This is a genomic window from Megamonas sp. Calf98-2 (assembly GCF_900110235.1).
Lineage (GTDB): Bacteria > Bacillota > Negativicutes > Selenomonadales > Selenomonadaceae > Megamonas > Megamonas funiformis.
On the sequence record NZ_FOCY01000001.1, the window covers coordinates 112,728 to 136,838 of the forward strand.

The window sequence follows — 24,111 nt, forward strand, 5'->3', positions numbered from 1 at the left end:
GATTTTAGTATGAAATCAATAGGTTTATTATCTGGGATAGGTAGATTACCAGTTGAAGTAGCAAAAGCAGCAAGAGCTATGGGTATAGATGTTTATGCTGTAGGTTTAGTTGATGGTGTAGAAGAAGATTTAAAAAATGTAGCAACAGATTTTAAATCCATCAATGTAGCTCAATTAGGTAGTATAATTGATTATTTAAAAGGCAAAGAAGTAACAGATGTTGTCATGATTGGTAAAGTTACTAAGGAAATTTTATTTTCAGGGCAACATGAATTACCTGACGCTAGAATGATAGCTTTGTTATCATCATTAAAAGATAGAAGTGATGATACTATGATGTTGGCATTTGTGGCAGAACTTGCTAAAGAAGGAATTACCACATTTGACCAAACTATGCTTTTGAAAATGATTATGCCTAAAAAAGGTGTATTGACTAAACGTCAACCAACAGAGAGAGAAAATTTAGATATGGAATTCGGTTTCAAAATGGCAAAAGCTCTTGGCGGCTTGGATATTGGTCAGACTGTAGTTGTTAAAGATAAAGCAGTAATGGCTTTAGAAGCTATTGAAGGAACTGATGCATGTATTTTACGTGGCGGAAAACTCGCTTGCGGAAATGCAGTTGTAGCAAAAGTGGCAAAACCAGCTCAAGATAATCGTTTTGATATGCCAGCTGTTGGTGTAAAAACAATTGAATCTATGATAGAAGTAAAAGCTTCTGGCTTAGTAATTGAAGCAGGACGCACTTTAATTGTAGATAGAGAAAAAGTTTTATCACTAGCTGATGAAAATGCTATAACTATTGTGGCAATGTAGTATGGTAGGACGCGGCGATACATTATAAAATGTTATCATCGCGTCTTTTTCTGCTTGATAAAGGCTGGAGGTTTGTATGTATAAAATTATGTTTTCAGCAGGGGAAACTTCTGGTGATATGCATGGAGCGAATTTGGCTAAAGCTTTGAAAAATATCTGTAGTGATATTGAAATGTTTGGCTTTGGTGGTCCACAAATGGAACAAGCTGGAGTAAAGCTTTGTAAAAACATGTTAGATTATAGTGTGATGGGTTTTTGGGAAGTATTAGTTAATTTACGTAAAATGTTTAAATTAAAAGATGCTTTAGTAGCAGAAATGAAAAAACAAAAGCCTGATATTTTAGTCTTAATAGATTATCCAGATTTTAATTGGCGTCTCGCTAAAGAAGCTAAGAAAATGAATATACCTGTATTTTCATATATACCACCTTCAGCTTGGGCATGGCGCAAGGGCAGAGCTAAAGAGGTAGCTAAAATTGCTGATAAGATTGTAGCGATTTTTCCTTTTGAATTAGATGTATATAAAAAAGCAGGTGCAGATATTTCATTTGTAGGAAATCCATTGATGGATAATGTAAAGGCTTCAATGAGTCGCGAGATGGCAGCGGAATTTTTTGGCATAGATTTGAAAGAAGATAATATTTTATTATTGCCAGGAAGTAGAAAGCAAGAAATAGCTAATTTATTAGAACCAATGCTTCAAGCTGCGCAGTTAATAAAGAAAGAACGACCAGAAATAAAGTTTTTTTTACCTGTAGCTACTGGTATTGATAAAAAATATTTAGAAGAAAAGATAAATGAATATGGTTTAACAGTAAAATTATGTGAAACAAAGACATATGATTTGATGAATTGCTGTGATTTTGCTATTGCAACTTCGGGAACAGTTACTTTGGAAGCTGCACTTATGGGACTTCCATCAATTGTTTTATATAAGATGTCTGCTATCACATATCGCATAGCTAAAATTTTTGTGAAGATAAAATATTTTAGTTTGCCAAATATTTTAGTTGATAAACAAGTTTTGCCAGAATTGTTACAAGATGAAGTAAATGGTGAAAATATAGCTCGACTTGCTAGAGATTTATATAAAGATACTGAATCTGCTAAAAGAGTAAAAGAAGAATTATTAATGGTAAAGGAAAAGCTAGGTTCACCAGGAGTGGCTGATAAGACAGCTGAGTTAATATTACAAACAGCTGATAGATTTAAAAATGAGATTAAGGGATAAATGATATGAATGATTATAAGAGATTGATTTTATTTATAAAACCATATTGGAAAAGGCTTTTATTAGCTATTGTTTGTATCATAATGTCAGCAGCAGCAAATTTATATGTACCTTGGATTATAAAGGATATGATTGATAAGGTACTTATGGAAAGAGATATGGTACTGTTAAATTTAATTGCAGTAGGCATAGTGGTAGTATTTTTCTTTAGAGGGATATTCTTCTATGGTCAGTCGTATTTAGTATCATATATAGCACAAAGAGTAATTATTGATGTTCGTGAAATGCTTTATGTGAAATTTCAGAAGTTGCAGTTAGCATATTATGAAAAAAAACAAACAGGAACAATAATGAGCTATATAACTAATGACGTAGCAGCACTTCAAGCAGCATTAGTTGATAGTTTAATAGAATTAGTTACAGAATCATCAATTTTGATAGGTTCTTTAGTTATGATGTTTTATTTGGATTGGAAATTGAGTTTAGTTACGTTGATAGTTGTACCATTGATTGGGCAAGCTATGAAAATTTTCGGTAGAAAGCTCAAAAAAAGTGGTTCACTAATTCAAGAACGTACGGCAGAAATAACATCATTATTACAAGAAACAATTTCTGGCGTTCGTGTAGTAAAATCATTTGCTAGAGAAGAACATGAAATTGAAAGATTTCAAAATCAAAATGATTTAAACTTTAAAGCAAATATGAAAAGTGTACAGCTTAGTTCATTGTTGACACCAACTGTAGAATTTTTAGCAGCTGTAATTGTAACTGTAATTTTATGGTTTGGTGGTTATCAAGTAGTTAATGGCGCTTTGACAGCTGGGGCACTTATCGCCTTTTTAACTTATGCTGTAAATTTAGCTAACCCTGTAAAACGTATCAGTAGAGTATATGGCACAATTAATAAAGCTATGGCAGCAGCGGAACGTGTATTTGATGTATTAGATACACAGGAAGATTTAAAGGATAAGCCTGAGGCTAAAGAGCTTCCTAAAATCAGTGGTAAAGTTAAATTTGATCATGTTAGTTTTGGCTATAAAGATGGTGTGAATGTATTACATGATTTATCTTTAACAGCTAATCCAGGTCAAGTAATTGCATTTGTAGGTCCTAGTGGAGCAGGAAAATCTACTATTGCAAATTTAATTCCTAGATTTTATGATGTAACTGAGGGCGCTATAACAATAGATGATATAGATATTCGAGATGTTACTATAAAATCATTGCGTGAACAAATTGGTGTAGTGCCTCAAGAAACTATGTTATTTAGTGGCACAATTAAAGAAAATATTCGCTATGGTAGATTAGATGCAACTGATGAAGAAATCATTGAAGCGGCAAAAGCGGCTAATGCACATAATTTTATCATGAATTTATCTGATGGCTATGATACGAAAATTGGTGAACGTGGTATAACTTTATCTGGCGGTCAACGTCAACGTATGGCGATTGCTAGAGCTATCTTAAAAAATCCACGTATTTTGATTTTAGATGAAGCAACATCAGCACTTGATACAGAAAGTGAAGAAATTGTTCAAGAGGCATTGGATAAATTGATGGTTGGTCGAACATCATTTGTTATAGCACATCGTCTATCAACAATTGTACATGCTGATAAAATTGTTGTTTTAGACAATGGACGTGTACAAGAAATGGGTACACATCAAGAACTTATGCAGACAGGTGGGTTATATAGTCATTTGTATAACATACAATTTAGTAATAAGAAAGCAAAATAGGTGAAGCATATGCAGATTTTATATAATATTGTAGCTATATTGCTTGTTATACTATTGATACCATATTTTATAGTTAGAACTATTCGTGAAAAAGGATTTTTAAAACGCATGATTCAAAGTTTTGGTTTTTTGCCAGAGCATGCCTTAGATAAAGTGGCAGGCAAAAATTGTATTTGGATACATGCCTCTTCTGTGGGAGAAATTGTAGCGACAAGTCCAATTATTAAAGAATTTCGCAGAGAATTCCCCGATACTCCCATATTAGTATCAGTAGTAACTAATACAGGATATACTATGGCTAATCGCATTATCAAAGATGCAGATAGTATAATTTATTTTCCTTTGGATTTGCCATGGCTTCCTGAGCGTTTTATCAAAAAAATTCGTCCTCGTGTATTTTTGCCTGTGGAAACAGAACTTTGGCCGAATTTTTTAAAGGCTACAAGAAAATATAATATACCAGTAATGATGGTAAATGGCAGAATTAGTGATAAATCTGTAAAACGTTATAAATATATGTTTAGTATTTTATCTGATATGATTGGCACAGTAAGAAAATTTGCTATGCAATCAGAAATAGATGCTTCATATATTATTCGTTTAGGTGCAGATGAAAATTTAGTTACTGTTACAGGTAATACAAAATTTGACCAAACATATACTAATGTAGATGAAAAAGAACGTAACAATATGTTGAAAGAATTATGTTTGGATAAAGCAAAAGGAATATTTTTAGCAGGAAGTACGCATAAAGGTGAAGAAGAAGCTGTTTTAGAAGCGTATAGTGAATTAAAAAAACAGCACCCTAATGTTAAATTATTGATTGCACCAAGAAGTATTTTGCGTAAAGATGAAATTGCTAGTATTTGTCATAAACACGGATTTAAGACAAATTTCCGTACTGTAATAAAAGAAAAACCATCATATGAACAAGATGTAGTGATTTTAGATACTATTGGAGAATTAGGTAAAGTCTATAGTGTAGGCGATGTTATCTATGTAGGTGGAAGTTTAATAAAACATGGCGGACATAATATTTTAGAGCCGGCAGCTCATGGAAAGGCGATAATAGTTGGTCCGAATATGTTTAACTTCAAAGATACTCATGTATTATTTAGTAAGCGAAATGCATGTATTACTGTAAAAAATAGCAAAGAATTAACAGAGGCAGTATTAGAGCTATTTAATTGCCCTGAAAAACGTCATCAGATGGAAAGAGAAACTTTGCAGATAATTGAAGATAATCGGGGAGCTTCTCGTCGTTCTGCTGTTATTTTACATGAATTATTAGATGAATACGAAAAAGTAAATCCTGTGCAGGTACGTTCTACAGAAAAAATAGAAAATCTCCAAACTTATTTATACAAATTAGTACATGATAAAAATAAGAAAAGTATACCAGCAAAATTATTTTTAGGTGTATTATATAGTTTTTCCTTGATTTATCGTAGTTTAGTAAATTTCCAATTGAATTTATATAAATGGGGTATTGCTAAACAAGTAAAATTAGATTGTTTTGTCATCAGCATTGGTAATATCACTGTTGGTGGTACAGGAAAAACACCAACTGCTAAACTTTTAGCCAGATATATTCGCGATTTAGGCTATAAAGTAGCAATTTTAAATCGTGGTTATCGTGCAAAATGGAAAGGCGAAGTAGGTATTGTATCTGATGGCAATCAAGTATTTATGTCAGCAGATCAAGCAGGAGATGAAGCTTATCTTTTAGCTAGAAGTTTGCCAGATATTCCAGTTTTAATTGGTACAGATAGAACGATTACAGGAAAATATGCTGTAGATAATTTCAATGTAGATGTGGTAATTTTAGATGATGGTTATCAACATTGGCAATTAAAGCGCGACTTAAATATTTTATTAGTTGACGCTATTAATATATTTGGCAATGGTCATATGTTACCACGTGGAACTCTTCGTGAGCCATTAAATCATTTAAATAGAGCAGATGTTTGTTTATTGACAAAAGTAGATCAAGCTAGTAAATCTGCATGCAAGGAAATAAGAGATACTTTGGCAAAATACAATGACCATGCTTTAGTAGTAGAAAGTACACATAAGCCATTAGGCTTTGTAGAAATTGGCAATTTATTCAGTCGAAAACCAAATGAAATTTTATCTGTAGATATGATGAAAGGTCATAAAGTCATAGCTATGTCAGCTATTGGAAATCCAGCTTCGTTTGAACAAACTTTAAATGATATTGGAGCTATTATTACAGAAAGCTTGCGTTTCCCAGACCATCATGATTATACAGAAGAAGAAATAAGAGATGTAATGCATCAAGCAGAAGAGCAAGGTGCAGAAGCTATCATTATCACTGATAAAGATGCTGTAAAAATTCCTGAAACATTATTGTGTAAAAAACGACCTATACCAATTTACATCATTAGTATAGAAGTTACTTTTATCGATGAAACACAAGTTTTATTTGAATACTTGAAAGAAAAATTACCTAGATTGAAGGGATAAATATGAAAATTATTTGTGTAATACCAGCTCGTTATGCATCTACAAGATTACCAGGGAAACCTCTTGCTGATATAGCTGGAAAACCAATGATTGTACGTGTATATGAACGTGTATTAAATGCTATAAAACCAGCAGAAGTAATAGCAGCTGTTGATGATGAAAGAGTATATGAAGCTGTGGTCAAAGCTGGCGGAAAAGCTATAATGACAGCCAAAAATCATCCAACAGGTACAGATAGATTGGCAGAAGTAGCTCAAAAATGCCCAGATGCAGATGTAATCATCAACGTTCAAGGTGATGAACCACTTATTGAACCACAGATTATTGATGATTTAGCACAAGAATTTTTAAATGATGAAAATTTAAAAATGGCTACAGTGAAGACTCCTATGAAAGAAGAAGAAAAAGCAAAACCAGGAAATGTAAAAGTAATTACAGATAAAAATGGTTATGCATTGTATTTTTCACGTTCTTTAATACCATATCCTCGTGAAGATACAGGGGTTGTTGTCTATAAACATATTGGAATTTATGGATATCGTAGAGATTTTCTGTTACAATATGCTAAAATGCAACCAACACCACTTGAACAAACAGAGTCTTTAGAGCAACTTAGAGCTTTAGAAAATGGTTATAAAATAAAAGTTATAGCCACAGATAAACATTTTGTTGGTGTGGATACAAAAGAAGATTTAGAAGAAGTAAATAAAATATATCAAGAAATGGAAAAAAATAAATAAATTAAAAAGTAAGGAAGTGTAGCTATGCATACAGTAAAAATTGGCAATTTTGAAGTTGGTGCGGGAAATCCATTAGTACTTTTAGCAGGTCCATGTGTATTAGAATCATATGAACGCTCTTTATATATTGGTAAAACTATAAAAGAGATAACTTCTCGACTTGGTATTCCTTATGTATTTAAAGCTTCATTCGATAAAGCAAATCGTTCCTCTTATAATGGATATCGTGGACCAGGATTAGAAGAAGGTTTAAAATGGCTTCAAAGTATTAAAGAAGAACTCAATGTTCCAGTAGTTACAGATATTCACAATGAAACACAGGTAGAACCAGTATCTAAAGTAGTAGATGTATTACAGATACCAGCATTTTTAAGCCGTCAAACAGATTTATTATATACAGCTGCAAAATCTGGCTGTGTAGTAAATGTAAAAAAAGGTCAATTCTTGGCTCCAGCAGATATGAAAAATGTAGTGAAAAAATTAGAAGAAGCTGGTTCTGAAAAGATTTTACTCACAGAACGTGGAGCAAGCTTTGGTTATAATAACTTAGTTGTAGATATGCGCTCTTTCCCTATCATGCGTTCTACAGGATATCCAGTTATTTTTGATGCTACACATAGTGTACAATTACCAGGTGGCGCAGGAACAAGTTCTGCTGGTAATCGTGAGTATGTAGAATTCTTAGCTCGTGGTGCAGCTGGTGTAGGTGTAGATGGTTTCTTTATGGAAGTTCATGATAATCCAGAAGAAGCACTTTGCGATGGACCAAATATGGTTTACTTAGATAAATTAGAAGATTTATTAAAAGATTTAATCGCAATCAATGAAATAACAAAGAAAAAAATAAACAAATAAAATATTACTGGGATTTTTGAGAGTTAAATTGTGAGGTAATAATCATGATAAAAGAAAAGGCTATAGAAACACTTCAAATAGAAGCTGATGCGGTAAAAAAATTAATTAATCATATTGATGATGAATTCGAAACAATTGTAAATGCTATTTTAGCTTGTAATGGTCGTGTTATTGTAACAGGTATGGGAAAATCTGGTCATGTGGGTAGAAAAATAGCAGCTAGTTTAGCTAGTACAGGAACACCATCATTTTTTATGCATCCAGCAGAAGCTTTCCATGGTGATTTAGGTATGGTTACAGCTAATGATATGGTACTTGCTATTTCTAATAGTGGTGAATCTAATGAAATTGTAAATATCTTACCGATTATTAAACGTATAGGTGCAAAAATTATTGCTATGAGTGGTAGACGTGAATCTACACTTGGCAAAAATGCAGATTATTATATTGATATAAGTGTAGAGCGTGAAGCATGTCCATTAGGTCTTGCACCAACAGCTAGTACAACAGCAACTCTTGCTATGGGAGATGCACTAGCTATAGCACTTTTATCTTCACGTAATTTCACTGCTCAAGATTTTGCAGTATTCCATCCAGGTGGAGCACTTGGCAGAAGATTACTTTTAACTGTAGAAAATGTTATGCATTCAGGAGAAGATAATCCTGTTATTTCTGTGCATAAAACAGCAAAAGAAGCATTGTTCTTAATGACAGCAAAAGGATTAGGTGCAACTTCTGTTGTTGATGAAAATGGCAAATTCATTGGCCTTGTAACAGATGGCGATATTCGCCGTATGCTTGCTCGTGGAGCAGAGTTTTTAGATGAGCCAGTAGAAGATTTAATGACTAAAAATCCAGTAATAATAACAAAAGATAAAATGGCTGCTGAAGCACTCAGTATGATGGAAAAACATCAACCAAAACCAATTACAGTGCTTCCAGTAATTGATGTAGAGAAAAATGAACCAGTAGGTATAGTTCATCTTACTGATTTACTTCGTCAGGGAGTGGTTTAATGCAATATACACAAGATGCATTAGCACGAGCAAAAAATGTAAAAATGCTCATTTTAGATGTTGATGGAGTATTGACAGATGGCTCTATAGCCGTTGGTGATAATGGTGAATTATTTAAAACTTTTAATGTAAGAGATGGGCTAGGGATTACTCTAGCCCAAAAATTAGGGATAAAAACAGCTATTATCACAGGTAGAGAATCTAAGATGCTCGCTTATCGTGCTAGGGAATTAAAAATAAATGCTTTTTATCAAAATAAAAAAAATAAAGTTCCAGCTTATAAGGAATTATTGGCTGAATATCAATTAAAAGATGAAGAAGTAGCTTATATTGGCGATGATTTATTTGATTTAGCTGTAATGAAAAGAGTTGGATTTCCAGCAACTGTAGCTGATGCTACCGAAGAAGCAAAATCTGTATCTATTTTAATAAGTGATTTTGCTGGTGGAAAAGGCGCAGTTCGTCAAATTATAGAATTTATTTTGAAAGCACAAGAAAAATGGCAAGCTGTTATTGATAGTTATTTAAATATAGAAGATGAAACAGATGCTAAAGAAGTAGAAAAAAATATTTCACAATAAAAGTTTATTTAGACATTAGAGGAATTAGAATGAAATATAAATTATTAAAATATTTTAGTGCTTTTTTATGTTGTTTATCACATAAAAATTTGCTTAGATTAGGGCATATACTAGGTATATTATATTTTCATTTAATAGCTAAAGAACGCAATCGTGCAGTTGATAGAATGATGAAATCCTTTAAAATAGATGAGGAAAAGGCAAAGAAAATTGTCAAAGATTCATTTATCAATTTAAGTCAAAATGTCTTGGAAATTTTATATATGCCAAGATTAAAAAAAGATGATTTTAAATATATAAAATTTGAAGGCTTAGACATTTTAAAACGTGAGTATGCAAAAAATAGAGGTGTTGTAATTTTAACAGCACATATGGGTACATGGGAATGGCTTGCTGCTGGTCTTGTTAAAGCAGGTTTTTCTGTTACAGCACTTGCCAAAACACAGCCAGACTCTCAGTATACAAAGTTATTAGATGAATATCGTGCTCAAGTAGGGGTAGAAATATTTGCACGTGGTGCAGCTTCAGAGCTTTTGGCAGCTTCAAGAGCTTTGAAAAAAGGCCGTATTTTAGGCTTTTTAGCAGACCAAGATGCAGGTCCAGGTGGAGCATTTATTGAATTTTTAGGTGAAGTATGCTCAACGCCAATGGGTCCTGCTGTATTTGCTCGTAAATTTATGTCACCAGTTGTACCAGCATTTATCATTCGTCAAAGTGATGGTACACATAAAATAGAAATTTATGAACCAATAGTATATAATGATACTGGAGATACAAATGCTGATTTGTATGATTTCACAGAACGTATGACAAAAATTATTGAAGAGCAAATCATAGCACATCCTACGCAGTGGATATGGTTCCAAAAACGTTGGAATACACGTCCTGAACAGCAGAAAGTAAAACATCATACCGTAAAAACTAAGGTGGTCAATAAATGACTAAAAAGGTAAATAAAAAAAATGCCATAGTTTTAATTCTTGTCTTGTTGGTAGTTGGTTTGATTTATTGGGCTTATGCTAGTAGACCAAAAGTTGAAGAAACACAAAATACACAGACAAATAAAGTTATGGTATATCACAATAATACTTTGAAAGAAGAAGTAAATGGCAAATTGATTTGGCAATGTTATGCAGAAACAATGACAGTAGACCAAGATTCACAGATGTTTACCATGGAAAAAGTAAAAGGTACTTTTTATCGTGAAGATGGAACAAGTATAGAAATAAATGCTCCTAAAGCGACATATGACCAGAAAAATAAAAATATTGAATTGGTTGATGGAATAGAAGCTAAATCAAGTGATGAATTGAAATTTAAAACAGATAAAGTCACTTGGAATGGTGAGCAAGGTATATTGACTTGTGAAGGAAATGTTGATATCAATAAGCCAGGTATGAGGGCGACAGCAGATAAGGCTGAAAGTAAAGATGCATTTACTAATTTTAAATTAATGGGTAATGCACATATTATAAAAGGAGATAATCAATAAATGAAAAAATATAGTAAGCTAAAAACAGCACTTGTTGTAGCTATTATGAGTTTTTCAATGATAAATACAGTTATTGCAGCAGATACTCCTATTGAATTAAAAGGCGATGTAATAGAATATAATGCGCAGACAGATATGGCAATAGCTATAGGTGGTGTAACTATTATTCGTGATGGTGGCGTATTAACTGGCGGTCAAGCAACATATAATTTTAAAACACAGGAAGCCTCTATTACAGGTGGTGTAACTGCAAATAAAGATGATATGAACTTAAAGGCAGAAAGCTTGATTTCTAATGCTAATCAAGAAGTTGTAGCTAAAGGTTCTGTAGTATTGGTAAAAGCTGATAATACATTAACTGGAGAAGAAATACATTATAATCAAGCAACAAGTGATATATCTATGCCTTTAGGCGGAAATGCAACTGGACCACAAGCTGATATTCGTGGTGATGTATTATCAGGAAATTTGATGACAAATAAATATACAGCTACAGGTAATGTATATTTAAATAGCAAAACTAATGATGTACAATCCACAAGCGATACAGCAACTTATAGTGGCAATGGTCAAGATTTTAATTTTGTAGCTACAGGAAATGTAAATATTAAAAGTCCATCAAGAAATATTGTAACTAATAGTGACAATGCTACTTACAACAGTACAGAAAATGGTAAATTAGTACTTACAGGAAATGCAGTAGCTACTCAAAATGGTAATATTGTTAGAGGAAATACATTAACTGTTTATTTAGGAGATAATGTGAATATTAAATAAAATAGTTGATGGTTAGATGATAAAGATAGAAATGAGTGACACGTTTGCATATTGAAGTAAAAAATCTTATTAAAGAGTATAAAGGAACGCCTGCAGTAAGAGATGTTTCTTTGCATGTAAAGAAAGGTGAAATTGTAGGTTTATTAGGTCCAAATGGTGCAGGAAAGACTACAACTTTTTATATGATTGTAGGAATAGAAAAGCCAACATCAGGAAAAGTATTTATTTCTGATATTGATATTACTAGATTGCCTATCAATGAACGTGCAGATCTAGGTATAAGTTATTTAGCACAGGAAGCATCTATTTTTCGTAAATTGACAGTAGAGGATAATTTGCGAGCAATTTTACAAACTAGAAATTTATCCAAAAAAGAACAAGATAAAAAGATTGATGACCTTTTAGAAGAATTTAATATCACTCATATAAGAACTCGTTTAGGTATGCAACTTTCTGGTGGGGAACGTAGACGTGTAGAAATCGCAAGAGGTCTAGCACTAGAACCTCATTTCATTTTATTAGATGAACCCTTTGCAGGAATTGACCCTTTAGCAGTAGCTGATATTCAGGGAATTATCAGTTATTTAAAAGAACGTGGCATGGGAATTTTAATCACTGACCATAATGTAAGAGAAACTTTGCAAATTGTAGATAGAGCTTATATTATGAACAGTGGACAAATTCTTTTAGAAGGCGATAGCGATACAATTGCTAATAGTGAACTCGCTCGTAAGTTCTATTTAGGTGAAGACTTTAAATTATAGGAGAAGATGATAGATGCGTATTTTAGATAAATATATATTAAAAGAAACAATCATGACCTTTATCTTTGGCATCTGTGCATTTTCAGCTGTATTTTTAGGGTCAGGAACATTATTGAGAATTGCTCAATATATAACACAATATGGTGCATCTTTTTCAGCTATAGTGCGTTTAATCATCTATAGTTTACCAGGCATTATAGTGTGGACATTCCCAATGTCTATGTTGCTTGCAGCATTATTGACATTTGGTAGATTATCAGGCAATAGTGAAATTATTGCTATGAAGGCATGTGGTGTTAGTTTTAAAAGATTAGTAACACCAGTTATAGCGTTTTCTCTTGGCGTTAGTATTTTTTCCATTGGTTTTAATGAATATGTAGTACCTGCATCTAACCAAGCTTATGCTGATTTAGTGCGATATGAAATTCAAGGAAATACATCTCCAGAATCTCAAGAGCATATAATTATCAAACAAATCCAAGATGGAAATATCCAAAGATTAGTATATGCTCGTAAATATGATGCTGAAACAGGAAATTTAGATAATTTATCTATACAGGAATTTGAACAAGGCAAAATGGTGCGTGTAGAAAATGCAGAATATGCTAAATGGAGTGTTGATGAATGGGTAATGTATAACGGCGTATTATATGATTTATCTCAACCAAACACAGAACGCATGATGAAATTTGACTCACAAGTTTTGCCAATAAATCAAACTCCTAAACAGATTATTAAAAGTCAGAAAAAACCTGATGAGATGACAATTAAAGAACTTCGTGAACAGATTAATATAATGAAATCTCAATATGTAGATACTAAAAAATTAGAGATAGAATTATATCAACGTTTTACAGTGCCAATGGCTAGTTTGATGTTTGCTTTAATTGGGGCACCACTTGGCATTCAGCCAAATCGTAGTTCTTCTTCTATCGGTTTTGGTATAAGTATTATAATTATTTTTATTTACTATACTTTGATGACTTTAGCTGGTGCAATTGGACAAAATTCCTTTATTCCGCCAGTTATAGCTGTTTGGATACCTAATATTGTAACTTTGATAGCAGGTATTTATTTAATTCGTAAAGAATCAAAATAAAATAATAAGTAGGTGGTATGAACCGTGTATGGCATTATGCTGATTGTCGTATTAGTTTTAACCGGTGGCGTAATCGCTTTCATTGGCGACCGCCTAGGCAGTAAAGTTGGCAAGAAAAAATTATCATTATTTGGTTTAAGACCAAGACATACATCTATTTTGGTAACAATTATCACAGGTATATTGATTACAACTGTTACCTTTGGTATATTGGCTATTGCTTCTAAAGATGTTCGTACCGCTCTTTTTGGTATGAATAAATTAAAGGCAGAACTAAATGAAAAACAATCTATGCTTGAAGAAGCTTCAGGCGCTTTAGTCAATGTAAAAAACGATTTAAATACGACTAAAGAGGAATATGCTAAATCTAAAAAGGATTTAGAAGAAACTCAAGAGGATTTAGAAATTGCCCAGCAAGCAGCTGAACTTCTAAGACAAGAACAAGTTGCTTTGCAAAATAGAAATCAAGAATTGTGGTCAGATAATCAGACTTTGATAGAACATAATCAAAGTTTAGCCGAAAATAATCAATTTTTATTAGCCAATAATGAAAGCTTGAAAGCTGATAATTTAGAATTGGAAAAAACGAATAATGACTTGCAAGAAGGTATAGAAAATATTCGTGAACGACCAATAATTTATCGTGTAGGCGAATTGTTGGCTAGCGGTGTAATTAAAAAGACTGATGACCCAGTAAAAATTCAAAACGATTTAAATCAAATCATAGCATTAGCTAATAGTAAAATAATTGATAGATTGGGAACAGAAGGCTCTAAAGATGGCGTTTGGATTTATCCTATCGAATATCAAAAAGCGATGGATAGATTAAAGCAAGCTAAAGGAGATACAGTTATTCGCCTTATTGTAGCTGCTAATTTAGTAAAAGGTGATCCTGTATTGACTGAATTAGAGATGCATCCTAATCGTGTAGTTTATCAAGAAAATGAATTTGTATATCAAAAGATATACAATGTTCCTATTGATGGTAGTAATAGTGAAATGTTGATAAGCGATTTTCTACGTAATGTGAATATGACAGCTATAAATAATGGTATTTTGCCAAATCCTTTGACTGGTACAGTTGGTGTGATAAACGGCAATCAGATATATGCCATTGAAAAAGCTTTAGCTGAAAACAGAGGTAAAGATGTTTTAATTAGCGCCTTTGCAGCTGCTGATACAGAAGTTTTAGGACCATTGCGTTTGCATATCTATTTAAAAAATGAAACAGAGCAAGAGATTAATCATGAATGATGAAATTTTAGCTATTGATCCAGGTAGAGAAAAAACAGGCATAGCTATTTTAAAGAATAGTGATGTTTTAGAGCATAAAATAATTAATTCAGAAGAATTAGTGCAAATAATAAAGTCTTTACTGGAGAAATACATTATTAAGACGATCGTCATGGGAAATGGTACGAGCAGTAAGAAAAAATATGATTTATTAAAACGAGAATTTATAGATAGAGATATAGTTTTAATAAATGAATATCGAACAACAGATGAAGCCAGAAAATTATATTTTCAGGAAAATCCACCTAAAGGTTGGAAAAAATTAATTCCTTTAGGTATGCAAGTACCACCAGTGCCTGTTGATGATTATGCTGCTATTGTTATCGGTAGGAAATATTTAAAGGATAATAAATAATTTTAGATTTTGAGACTGTATTTTAGAAATTAGATGAAATTATTTAGTCTAGTTTTTAAAATACAGTTTTTTTATAAAGTGATTGTATATGTATGTATAAACATAAATACAAATATGACTTTTGTCACTTATTTTTATGCCTAGCTTAATGCTATAATGATAGAAGGTGATATAGATGAAGCGTTTTTATAAGAACATGACATATATAATAATTTTTTTTATGGTATTAATAATTTTTACAGTTACATACAACATATATACGGCTCCTATTGCTAAACATAAAGTTTTTGGTGTTAGTTATATGACCATGAATAATCCATTCTATAAAATAATCAATAATGAGATTTTAAAAGTAGTAGAGAAAAATAATGATACTTTGATTACTTTAGACCCAGAATTAGATGTAGATAAGCAAAATGAGCAGATATATAAATTTATAGACCAAAAAGTAGACGGAATTTTTATAAATCCTATTGATTTTGAACAAATAGAGCCAGCCTTACAGGCAGCAAAAAGAGCAAATATTCCTGTAATTATTATAGATGCTCCAGTTAGTGATGAAAGTTTAGTGAATTGTACGATTGTTTCGGATAATTATGATGCTGGTGTTCAATGTGCAAAAGATATGATGGAAAGATTAGATAGTGCAAATATTGTTCTATTGAAACATACAACAGCAAAATCAGCAAAAGAGCGAATTGAAGGTTTTTTGAGCGTAATTGATAATAATGAAAAATATAAAGTTATAAACGAAGCTGAATGTGATGGGCAATTGGAGATTGCCATGCCTAAGATGCAAGAGATTATAGAAGAAACACCTGATATAGATGTAGTAATGGCGTTAAATGACCCAAGTGCTTTAGGTGCATTGGCTGCTTTAGAAAAGAATAATAAAAATGATGTAATGGTATATGGAATAGATGGCACACCAGAGATAAAAGCTTTGATTGGCAGAAATCAAATGATAGTCGGCACGGTAGCGCAATCACCTATAAAGATGGGGCAAATAGCTGTAGAAAATATGTATAATATTTTAAATGGCAAAAAAAAAATAGAAAAAAATATAATAATACCTATTTCGCTGATAAACAAAGAAAATTTATTTAAATATGATGAAGATAGGTGGCAATAATGAATAGAACATATGGATTATTTTTCTTTATTGTTAAAAATACGATGTTTATTTTAAACGTAATAATTGTTTTATTTTATGTAGCAGTTATTGCGATTACAACAAAATATATCATTGGAAATGATTTGGCGAGAAGTTTTCTTGATAAAGTAATGTATATGCCTACGGCTCCAGTATATATTATTAGCGGGTCTGTTGGTTTATTACTTTGCTTAGCTTATTGCGTTTATTATCGAGAGTTTAATAATATAAGAAATAAAACAATAAATTACTTATATAGTTTGTTAGAAGTAGTAATTTCAGTAATACTTATTTTTTTAATATATTTATCATATAATGGAATAATTTTATTTGTTTTTTGTGATTGTATGTATCATCTGAAAAAAGGCTTGAAGTATCAGGTCTTATTAGTTGCATTAGGTCTTATATATTTATTGGCAAATTATGAAATAGTTACATATTTTTATCCTTTAGTTAATATAGAAGAATATTTCTTAGTCTATGATGCTAGCATAAGAAATTGTTTAATAATCATAAAGAGATTATTAGAAGGCTTTAATATAATATTGTTTATAATTTTTATGATTATTTATATCTTGAAGCAGATACAGGAAAATGAATATATCAATAAAAAATTATCCATGGTGGCAATGATAAATAAAAAAATGCAAAAATATGTTATTGTTACGGAAAAATTTGGTGAAAAAAATGAACGCAAGCGTTTGGCTAGAGAACTTCACGATACGATAGGACATGCTTTGGCAGGAATGGCTGTGGGCGTTGATGCTTGTATTACCATGATTGATAAAAATCCGCAATTGGCAAAAGCACAATTAAAGATAATCTCTAAAGCTATACGTAAAGGCATGAAAGATGTTAGAAATTCGCTAAATAAGATGCGACCGGATTTTTTACAGCAGTATAGATTAAAAGAAGCTATTGAAAAAATGAAAGAAGAGATATCTGATGTAACGGATTTAAAGATAAATTTAAATTATCAGATTGATGAAACTGGTTTTGATACTAAGATAGAAGATATCTTATTTAGAGTTATTCAAGAAAGTATAACAAATAGTATACGACATGGATTGGCTACAGTTGTGGATATTGATATTTACAAAGAAAATAATTTATTGTGTTTAAAAATAAAAGATAATGGTAAAGGTTGTAAGGCTATAAACTATGGTTTTGGTCTAAAACAAATGGTAGAGAGAGTTTCCCAGATAAGAGGAGATATAAATTTTTATAGTGAAAATGGTTTTACAACTGAGATAAAAATACCTTTATAGAGTAAAAATCTTATAGAGAAGGAGAATTATTGGATGCGGTATTTCCAATAATAATTGCGAAAATGATAAAAGTATTAATAGCAGATGACCAAGAATTGATAAGAGAGTCGTTAAAGATAATTTTAGGTGCACATGATAATATTGAAATTGTTGGTGTTGTAGGCAACGGATATGAAGTATTAGAAACGCTGAAAAAACATAAAGTGGATATTATTTTAATGGATATAAGAATGCCTAAAATGGACGGTGTATATTGTACTAAGGTCGTAAAAGAACAATATCCAGAGATAAAAATAGTGATATTGACAACTTTTGATGATGATGAATATATATTTAGTGCTTTAAAATATGGTGCAAGTGGTTATTTATTAAAAGATGTAGGCATGGAAGAATTGTATGAAGATATTATGGTTATCTATAATGGCGGAGCTTTGATTAATCCAGATATAGCTACAAAAGTAGTAAGTATGTTTTATAATATGTCGAGAAATAGAAATTTAATCATTAATGTTGAGGAAAATTGTTTAGATGAATTATCTAAAAATGAATGGAAGATAGTTCAAAATATAGGATTGGGTTTATCAAATAAAGAAATTGCTAAAAAAATGTTTTTATCTGAAGGTACAGTCAGAAATTATTTAAGTTCCATTTTATCTAAATTAAATTTGCGAGACCGTACGCAATTGGCTATTTGGGCTGTACAGACAGGTCAAATTGCAAAGGATTTTGACAATGATTAAGAAAGTTATAATAAGTTTTATAGCTATAGTATTTACTTATGTAGCTGTAACAAATTTATATACGAATAAGGTAGTAATACATTTAGGTATATTTGTAGGAAATTGGGAAGTACCAAATGGAAATGATTATAAAATTATAGATGATGCTATAGCTCGTTTTGAAAAATTACATCCTAATGTGGAAATTGAATATGAAAGTGGTATTTTAAAATCAGATTATTCATTGTGGTTAGCCAATAAAATTGTAAATGGTGAAGAACCTGATGTATTTATGATTGTAGATGAAGATTTTAACACGTTGAGTTCTTTAGGTGTCTTAAAGGATTTAACAGAAGAAATAGAAAATGATAAGACCTTTAATAAAGATGATTATTATGAGAGTACTTTAAAAGCTGGTCAATATGAGCATAAACAATATGCTTTGCCATATGAAAGTAATCCTATGTTGATGTTTGTAAATAAGACTTTATTAGAAAAAGAAAATATACCCATACCAGAAAATGATTGGACTTTAGATGACTTTTATAATATTTGTCAACAAGTTACAAAAGATACTAATGGTGATGGTGCTATCGACCAGTATGGTTGTTATAATTTTAGCTGGTTAAATTCTATGTATAGTCATGGTATAAGATTATTCGATGAAGATGGAAAAGAATGTTTTATCGATCAAGATGAAGCGAAAGAAGCAGTTATTTTCGTAGAAAAATTAAATAAATTAAATCAAGAACATATCATTACTAAAGAGGAATTCAATACAGGAAAAGTAGCTTTTGCTCCTATGTCTTTTGCCCAATATCGTACATATAAGCCATATCCTTGGAGAGTAAAAAAATTCTCTGATTTTGAATGGGATTGTATAAAAATGCCGTTGATATCATCTAATGATAAAGGAAGTGAAATTTCTTCATTATTGATGGGAATATCTTCGAGAAGTAAAAATGCTGATATAGCTTGGGAATTTTTGAAAATGCTCACCTATGAAAAAGAAACACAAAAGGATTTATATAAGTATTCACAAGGAATTTCTTCTTTAAAATCAATCAATAAATCAGAAGATATTGTATGCCTTTTAGGTAAGGATAATAAAGAAAATCAGATAAATGTAAATCTTTTAGATGAAGTTATGAATAAAACTTTAGAACATAGTAGATTTAAAAAATATAATCAAGCTTTGAATTTAATTGATATAAAAATTAATGATATGATAAGAAATAAAAGCGATATTGATATAGGTTTATTGGAATTGCAAAAGGATATAAATAAGTATTTAAATGAATAATGAGAAATAGTGTTATACTGTTTTGGGTAATAATAGTAGCTTAAAATTCTATTTTTAGGCTACTATTTTTTATTGCTTATAATGAATGAAATAAAATTGTGACAAATGTAATGCCCATTTTGTGATTGTAGACATATGATTATTTTCGTCAATATTGATAGAATAATTGATGTAAAGGGAATTATTAGAAAATATAAAAAACGAAGGAGCAACTACTATGAAGTATGTAATATTAGTTAGCCATGGAAAATTTGCAAATGGCTTAAATGATGCTTTATCCATGTTGGCAGGAAATAGAGAAGATATCTTATCTGTTGGTCTTGAAAATGGAAAAAGCGTAGATGAATTTACAGCATTATTCACTGAAAAAGTAAAAGATATTTCAACTGATGATGAAGTTATTTTACTAGGTGATATAATTGGCGGTTCACCACTTACAAATGCCACAAATGTTTTAGTTAATAAAGGAATTAAAACAGTTATTTTAGGCGGAATGAATTTACCATTAGCTTTGACAACTGTTTTGATGAAAGATACTGTTTCCTTAGACGAAATAGCAGACCAAGTTTTAGAACAGGCTCGTATGGCTATGCAAGAATTTAAAATAGTAGAAGAGTCTGAAGATGATATTTAATTTTAGGCAATTATTTTAGGAGGTTTTTATAATGTCAGTTTCTTTTATTCGTATTGATGACCGTATGATTCATGGTCAAACTTGTACTCGTTGGGCTAGAGAATATCCTTGTGATGGATTAATCGCTGTAAATGATAAAGCAGCAAAATCCGATGTATTAAAAGCAGCTTATAAAGCAGCTAGTGGTAAAAAAACTTTTGTTTGGACTGTAGAAGATTTCAAAAAGAAAGCTCAAAAAGTTTTAGATAGCGATACACGTTATTTCTTAATTACAAAAGACCCTATTGATATGAGAAAAATTTTAGTTGAACAAGGTTTTAAATGTGGTATTACAAAAGTAATCGTAGGTCCATGTAATGACCGTGAAGGTTCAACAACACTTGGAAATAATCAGTCTATTACTCAAGAAGAAGCACAAGCTTTAGAAGATATCAGTAAAGCTGGTTATAGCATTGAATTTTCTTTATTACCAGATGTTTCTATTGGTAATTGGGATAAATTCAAAGGTAAATTTGGTTTTTAATTAAATTGTATATAAGATGAATTGGAGGGAGTTTCATGGAAATAAGTTGGCTCCAAGCCATTATATTAGGTATATTTGCTTGTTTAGCTAGTATGCCTGGTATGGGTGGTACTGTAATTGGTAACTATACATTAGGTCGTCCACTCGTTGGGGGCTTAGTTTGTGGTATTGTTTTAGGTGATATTCAAAGCGGTATTTTAATTGGTACTGCTATGCAGGTTGTATACATAGCACTCGTTACTCCAGGTGGTACAGTTTCTGCTGATGTTCGTGCTGTAAGTTATATCGGTATTCCTCTTGCAATGATAGCTGTTAAATCTTTAGGTCTTGATCCAGCAAGTCCAGCAGGTATTGGTTTGGCTACTTCATTTGGTTCCATGGTAGGTACACTTGGTACAGTTTTATTCTATGGTACTGCTACTATCAACCTTGCATGGCAACATATTGGTTGGAAAGCTGTTGAAGAAGGTAATTTCCATAAATTATATTTCGTAGATATGGGTCTTCCTTGGATTTCTCATATTATATGTTCTTTCATTCCAACAGTAGTTATGTGTTTATATGGTCAAGATGCTGTAGAAGCTATTAAAACTTATTTACCAATGGATGGTATTGCAATGCAGACATTATTCACAGTAGGTGCATTACTTCCATCAGTTGGGGTTGCTATCTTATTAAAACAAGTTGTTAATGATGTTATGGATTTCATTCCGTTTTTCTTAGGTTTTGCTTTAGCTGCAGGTTTAGGATTAAACTTAATCGGTGCTGCTATCGTTGGCGGTATGTTTGCAATTATCAATTATAAAATTCAAATGCTTCGCATAGAAGCTAAAAAAGCAGCAGCTAGTGGAGTAACAAGCTATGATGATGACGATGAGGAGGATATTTAAATGGAAAAGAAAATTTCTAAGAAAACACTAAATAAATCTTTTAGAAATTGGTACTATGGACATTTAACATGTTTCTCCCAAGAACATATGCAGACTTTTGGTTATTTATGTGCTATGTTGCCAATTATTGAAGAATTATATAAAACAAAAGAAGAACAGAAAAAGGCAATGCAGACATATACAGCCTTCTTTAATACAGAACCACAGGTTGGTAGTGTAGTTGTAGGTATTACTGCAAGTTTGGAAGAAGCAAAAGCTAATGGCGCAGATGATATCAATGCAGAAACAATTAATGGTCTTCGTGCAGGTCTTATGGGACCACTCGCTGGTATCGGTGACTCCTTGGTAGTAGGTACATTAATTCCAATTTTATTAGGTATTGCAATGGGTCTATCTACTGGCGGTTCACCAATCGGGGCAATCTTCTATATAATCGTTTGGAACTTACTTATTACTTGGGGTATGAGATTTTTATACTTCAAAGGTTATGAGCTCGGTGGTAAAGCAATTGATTTCTTAGTTGGTGAAAGAGCTACAGCTATCCGTGAATCTATCGTAATGTTAGGTACTATCGTAATTGGTGCTGTTGCTGGTACTTGGATTAATATCAGAACAGGCTTCACTATGACTGCCGAAGGTGCAGATAAACCATTCTTAGTACTTCAAGATACATTAAATGGTGTATTCCCTAATATTTTATCAGCAGTATTTGTTATTTTCTGTTGGTATTTATTGACTAAGAAAAATATGTCACCAATTTATGTTATGCTTTTATTAGTAGTTATTGCTTTTGTTGGTGTATTAGTTGGTTTCTTCGATACAGGATTAACTTATTGATGAAAGGTGATTTTTTATGCAGAGCAAAATGAAACAAGCTTATATTGGAGAAATACAATATCAAACTAAGATGTTGAATAATTTAAAAGTTTGGCTTAGAAATATGATAATGCTTTCTTCTATATCATTAATATTGATTTTATTTGGAGATGAGATGTATTCTTTCTTATCAACTGTAGGTATAGTATTAATGATTTTGAGTGTAATAGCTTGTTTGATATTGAGTTTAGGCATAAAAAATGGACAAGATAATATTAATAAATTGATTAACTATATAGAGAAATAACAGCAATAAAAGGCTATGATGAATATAATTTCCCCCATCTAAATATTATTCATCATAGCCTTTTTAGAGTTTAAAATGATTTTATTTTAAGTGGGTGATGATATGGATTGGAAAATTGTATTTTCAGATATTGATGGAACAGTATTGAATTCTAAACATGAATTATTAGCTAGTACAATTAAGGCTGTACAAAAATTAGCTTTAAAAAATATACCATTTGTATTGGTGTCAGCACGTATGCCTAAAGCTATGAAATTAATTCTTGATGAAATGAATGTAAAAATGCCAATGATTAGTTATGGTGGGGCTTTAGTTTTAGATGAGCAAAATCAAATTTTACATGATGATAAAATTAATAAATTAGATACGAAGGCTATTATTGATGAAATAGAATTATTATGGCCTGATGATGTAGTAATAAATTATTATAGTGATGATAATTGGTTTGTAAAAGATAAAGATAATAAAGCTGTAAAAAGAGAAGAAAATATCACTAATGTAAAAGCCAGTCAAGCTGATTTTAAAGAATTGATAAATAAAGATATATTGCCTAATAAAATATTATGTATGACAAAGGCAAATATCAGCTCAAAAATAGAAGCTGTTTTGCAAGAGAAGTTTCCACAATTAAATATAGTGCGTTCAAGTGATATTTTAATTGAAATTATGAATAAAGATGTAAGTAAAGCAAATGGTATCGAAGTATTATTGCGTCATTTGAACATGATACCTGCTCAAGCTATTGCTTTTGGAGATAATTATAATGATTTAGATATGTTGAAATTTGTAGGAAGAGGAGTAGTTATGCAAAATGCTCCAGAAGAAATCAAAAAACAAATGAAATATATAACAAAGTCTAATAATGAAGATGGCATTTATGAATATCTGCAAAAACTTGATTTAGTATAAGAGAAGATGAAAAAGATGTTATGAGAAGATAGACAATCTAATTATGATAAATATCCGAAAATAAAGATAAAAGAAATAGATAAACTATCTAGTAAAGCTTATGAAGGTTATGCAGATATTGTAAGTAAAATAAAAGCTATTGTTGAGAATTTGTATAAAGAAAAAGTGGTAATGGTTTTAGATTATTATCATGGATTGACATACTCCCCATGCCTAAAGGCAGGGGATTCTTGGATACAAACGATACTTGCCTACTAAAATAGCAGGTCTTACTATATCTCTCCAAAGAAGGTTGATGCCCCAACCTTCCATATATTTATAGCAGCATTTCTATCTCTATCGTG

General features: G+C 31.3%; 25 protein-coding genes. All 25 read left to right on the plus strand.

Annotated features, from left to right (window positions below; genetic code table 11):
- The first annotated feature begins 9 nt into the window (after positions 1-9).
- The 25 genes from BMX03_RS00520 to BMX03_RS00640 all read left to right on the plus strand — a co-directional run bounded on the left by BMX03_RS00520 (position 10) and on the right by BMX03_RS00640 (position 23,767).
- A complete protein-coding gene (locus tag BMX03_RS00520; RefSeq protein WP_008539757.1) occupies positions 10-816 on the plus strand; it encodes an LpxI family protein in 807 nt (268 codons plus the stop codon).
- A gap of 76 nt (positions 817-892) precedes the next feature.
- Positions 893-2,047 carry a lipid-A-disaccharide synthase gene (lpxB, locus tag BMX03_RS00525; RefSeq protein WP_022228082.1) on the plus strand — a complete coding sequence of 385 codons (1,155 nt, stop codon included), beginning with the start codon at positions 893-895 and terminating at the stop codon, positions 2,045-2,047.
- A gap of 5 nt (positions 2,048-2,052) precedes the next feature.
- On the plus strand, positions 2,053-3,786 hold the full coding sequence (locus BMX03_RS00530) for an ABC transporter ATP-binding protein (protein ID WP_022228081.1): 1,734 nt from the start codon (positions 2,053-2,055) through the stop codon (positions 3,784-3,786).
- A 9-nt stretch (positions 3,787-3,795) separates the two neighbouring features.
- Positions 3,796-6,273 (plus strand): tetraacyldisaccharide 4'-kinase, encoded by a 2,478-nt coding sequence (gene lpxK / locus BMX03_RS00535; RefSeq protein ID WP_091693186.1) that lies wholly within the window; start codon positions 3,796-3,798, stop codon positions 6,271-6,273.
- 2 nt (positions 6,274-6,275) lie between these two features.
- Entirely contained in the window at positions 6,276-7,013 is a 738-nt protein-coding gene (gene kdsB / locus BMX03_RS00540) for a 3-deoxy-manno-octulosonate cytidylyltransferase (RefSeq protein WP_075554781.1), read from the plus strand.
- A 24-nt stretch (positions 7,014-7,037) separates the two neighbouring features.
- The gene (kdsA, locus tag BMX03_RS00545; RefSeq protein WP_022228078.1) at positions 7,038-7,868 is read left to right on the plus strand and encodes a 3-deoxy-8-phosphooctulonate synthase; all 831 of its coding nucleotides are present in this window, start codon (positions 7,038-7,040) and stop codon (positions 7,866-7,868) included.
- 44 nt (positions 7,869-7,912) lie between these two features.
- On the plus strand, positions 7,913-8,884 hold the full coding sequence (locus BMX03_RS00550; protein WP_008539763.1) for a KpsF/GutQ family sugar-phosphate isomerase: 972 nt from the start codon (positions 7,913-7,915) through the stop codon (positions 8,882-8,884).
- Positions 8,884-9,465: a KdsC family phosphatase gene (locus BMX03_RS00555; RefSeq protein ID WP_018998792.1), complete on the plus strand. Its 582-nt coding sequence runs from the start codon at positions 8,884-8,886 to the stop codon at positions 9,463-9,465. Before BMX03_RS00550 ends, BMX03_RS00555 begins: the two co-directional genes overlap by 1 nt.
- A gap of 29 nt (positions 9,466-9,494) precedes the next feature.
- Positions 9,495-10,406 carry a lysophospholipid acyltransferase family protein gene (locus tag BMX03_RS00560; RefSeq protein ID WP_022228076.1) on the plus strand — a complete coding sequence of 304 codons (912 nt, stop codon included), beginning with the start codon at positions 9,495-9,497 and terminating at the stop codon, positions 10,404-10,406.
- Positions 10,403-10,957, plus strand: coding sequence for an LPS export ABC transporter periplasmic protein LptC (gene lptC, locus BMX03_RS00565; protein WP_018998793.1), 555 nt, complete (start codon positions 10,403-10,405; stop codon positions 10,955-10,957). Before BMX03_RS00560 ends, lptC begins: the two co-directional genes overlap by 4 nt.
- A complete protein-coding gene (locus tag BMX03_RS00570) occupies positions 10,958-11,734 on the plus strand; it encodes an LptA/OstA family protein (RefSeq protein WP_022228074.1) in 777 nt (258 codons plus the stop codon).
- Positions 11,735-11,778: 44 nt separating this feature from the next.
- The gene (gene lptB / locus BMX03_RS00575) at positions 11,779-12,498 is read left to right on the plus strand and encodes an LPS export ABC transporter ATP-binding protein (protein WP_008539774.1); all 720 of its coding nucleotides are present in this window, start codon (positions 11,779-11,781) and stop codon (positions 12,496-12,498) included.
- A gap of 13 nt (positions 12,499-12,511) precedes the next feature.
- A complete protein-coding gene (locus BMX03_RS00580; RefSeq protein ID WP_008539776.1) occupies positions 12,512-13,597 on the plus strand; it encodes an LptF/LptG family permease in 1,086 nt (361 codons plus the stop codon).
- 24 nt (positions 13,598-13,621) lie between these two features.
- The gene (locus tag BMX03_RS00585) at positions 13,622-14,851 is read left to right on the plus strand and encodes a DUF3084 domain-containing protein (protein WP_008539777.1); all 1,230 of its coding nucleotides are present in this window, start codon (positions 13,622-13,624) and stop codon (positions 14,849-14,851) included.
- Complete coding sequence (locus BMX03_RS00590) at positions 14,844-15,245, plus strand: RuvC family protein (protein WP_075554778.1); 402 nt, start codon at positions 14,844-14,846, stop codon at positions 15,243-15,245. Before BMX03_RS00585 ends, BMX03_RS00590 begins: the two co-directional genes overlap by 8 nt.
- Positions 15,246-15,465: 220 nt before the next feature.
- Positions 15,466-16,377 (plus strand): sugar ABC transporter substrate-binding protein, encoded by a 912-nt coding sequence (locus tag BMX03_RS00595; protein WP_255361380.1) that lies wholly within the window; start codon positions 15,466-15,468, stop codon positions 16,375-16,377.
- A complete protein-coding gene (locus tag BMX03_RS00600) occupies positions 16,377-17,666 on the plus strand; it encodes a sensor histidine kinase (protein ID WP_015561605.1) in 1,290 nt (429 codons plus the stop codon). Before BMX03_RS00595 ends, BMX03_RS00600 begins: the two co-directional genes overlap by 1 nt.
- A gap of 29 nt (positions 17,667-17,695) precedes the next feature.
- Positions 17,696-18,406 carry a response regulator transcription factor gene (locus tag BMX03_RS00605; RefSeq protein WP_022228070.1) on the plus strand — a complete coding sequence of 237 codons (711 nt, stop codon included), beginning with the start codon at positions 17,696-17,698 and terminating at the stop codon, positions 18,404-18,406.
- The gene (locus tag BMX03_RS00610; protein WP_015561603.1) at positions 18,399-19,688 is read left to right on the plus strand and encodes an ABC transporter substrate-binding protein; all 1,290 of its coding nucleotides are present in this window, start codon (positions 18,399-18,401) and stop codon (positions 19,686-19,688) included. Before BMX03_RS00605 ends, BMX03_RS00610 begins: the two co-directional genes overlap by 8 nt.
- Positions 19,689-19,905: 217 nt before the next feature.
- Positions 19,906-20,322 (plus strand): PTS sugar transporter subunit IIA, encoded by a 417-nt coding sequence (locus BMX03_RS00615; RefSeq protein WP_022228068.1) that lies wholly within the window; start codon positions 19,906-19,908, stop codon positions 20,320-20,322.
- Between the two features lie 31 nt (positions 20,323-20,353).
- Positions 20,354-20,845, plus strand: coding sequence for a PTS sugar transporter subunit IIB (locus BMX03_RS00620; protein ID WP_015561601.1), 492 nt, complete (start codon positions 20,354-20,356; stop codon positions 20,843-20,845).
- A 35-nt stretch (positions 20,846-20,880) separates the two neighbouring features.
- On the plus strand, positions 20,881-21,735 hold the full coding sequence (locus BMX03_RS00625; RefSeq protein ID WP_015561600.1) for a PTS mannose/fructose/sorbose/N-acetylgalactosamine transporter subunit IIC: 855 nt from the start codon (positions 20,881-20,883) through the stop codon (positions 21,733-21,735).
- Positions 21,736-22,572: a PTS system mannose/fructose/sorbose family transporter subunit IID gene (locus tag BMX03_RS00630; RefSeq protein WP_015561599.1), complete on the plus strand. Its 837-nt coding sequence runs from the start codon at positions 21,736-21,738 to the stop codon at positions 22,570-22,572. It begins immediately after the preceding gene.
- A gap of 16 nt (positions 22,573-22,588) precedes the next feature.
- On the plus strand, positions 22,589-22,858 hold the full coding sequence (locus tag BMX03_RS00635; RefSeq protein ID WP_015561598.1) for a hypothetical protein: 270 nt from the start codon (positions 22,589-22,591) through the stop codon (positions 22,856-22,858).
- A gap of 102 nt (positions 22,859-22,960) precedes the next feature.
- Positions 22,961-23,767 (plus strand): Cof-type HAD-IIB family hydrolase, encoded by an 807-nt coding sequence (locus tag BMX03_RS00640; RefSeq protein ID WP_075554776.1) that lies wholly within the window; start codon positions 22,961-22,963, stop codon positions 23,765-23,767.
- The last annotated feature ends 344 nt before the right edge of the window (positions 23,768-24,111 follow it).

Coding starts and splice junctions, on each gene's coding strand:
- BMX03_RS00520 (WP_008539757.1), top strand. CDS start 10: ATGAAATCAATAGGTTTATTATCTGGGATAGGTAGATTACCAGTTGAA.
- lpxB (WP_022228082.1), top strand. CDS start 893: ATGTATAAAATTATGTTTTCAGCAGGGGAAACTTCTGGTGATATGCAT.
- BMX03_RS00530 (WP_022228081.1), top strand. CDS start 2,053: ATGAATGATTATAAGAGATTGATTTTATTTATAAAACCATATTGGAAA.
- lpxK (WP_091693186.1), top strand. CDS start 3,796: ATGCAGATTTTATATAATATTGTAGCTATATTGCTTGTTATACTATTG.
- kdsB (WP_075554781.1), top strand. CDS start 6,276: ATGAAAATTATTTGTGTAATACCAGCTCGTTATGCATCTACAAGATTA.
- kdsA (WP_022228078.1), top strand. CDS start 7,038: ATGCATACAGTAAAAATTGGCAATTTTGAAGTTGGTGCGGGAAATCCA.
- BMX03_RS00550 (WP_008539763.1), top strand. CDS start 7,913: ATGATAAAAGAAAAGGCTATAGAAACACTTCAAATAGAAGCTGATGCG.
- BMX03_RS00555 (WP_018998792.1), top strand. CDS start 8,884: ATGCAATATACACAAGATGCATTAGCACGAGCAAAAAATGTAAAAATG.
- BMX03_RS00560 (WP_022228076.1), top strand. CDS start 9,495: ATGAAATATAAATTATTAAAATATTTTAGTGCTTTTTTATGTTGTTTA.
- lptC (WP_018998793.1), top strand. CDS start 10,403: ATGACTAAAAAGGTAAATAAAAAAAATGCCATAGTTTTAATTCTTGTC.
- BMX03_RS00570 (WP_022228074.1), top strand. CDS start 10,958: ATGAAAAAATATAGTAAGCTAAAAACAGCACTTGTTGTAGCTATTATG.
- BMX03_RS00580 (WP_008539776.1), top strand. CDS start 12,512: ATGCGTATTTTAGATAAATATATATTAAAAGAAACAATCATGACCTTT.
- BMX03_RS00590 (WP_075554778.1), top strand. CDS start 14,844: ATGAATGATGAAATTTTAGCTATTGATCCAGGTAGAGAAAAAACAGGC.
- BMX03_RS00595 (WP_255361380.1), top strand. CDS start 15,466: ATGGTATTAATAATTTTTACAGTTACATACAACATATATACGGCTCCT.
- BMX03_RS00600 (WP_015561605.1), top strand. CDS start 16,377: ATGAATAGAACATATGGATTATTTTTCTTTATTGTTAAAAATACGATG.
- BMX03_RS00610 (WP_015561603.1), top strand. CDS start 18,399: ATGATTAAGAAAGTTATAATAAGTTTTATAGCTATAGTATTTACTTAT.
- BMX03_RS00615 (WP_022228068.1), top strand. CDS start 19,906: ATGAAGTATGTAATATTAGTTAGCCATGGAAAATTTGCAAATGGCTTA.
- BMX03_RS00620 (WP_015561601.1), top strand. CDS start 20,354: ATGTCAGTTTCTTTTATTCGTATTGATGACCGTATGATTCATGGTCAA.
- BMX03_RS00625 (WP_015561600.1), top strand. CDS start 20,881: ATGGAAATAAGTTGGCTCCAAGCCATTATATTAGGTATATTTGCTTGT.
- BMX03_RS00630 (WP_015561599.1), top strand. CDS start 21,736: ATGGAAAAGAAAATTTCTAAGAAAACACTAAATAAATCTTTTAGAAAT.
- BMX03_RS00635 (WP_015561598.1), top strand. CDS start 22,589: ATGCAGAGCAAAATGAAACAAGCTTATATTGGAGAAATACAATATCAA.
- BMX03_RS00640 (WP_075554776.1), top strand. CDS start 22,961: ATGGATTGGAAAATTGTATTTTCAGATATTGATGGAACAGTATTGAAT.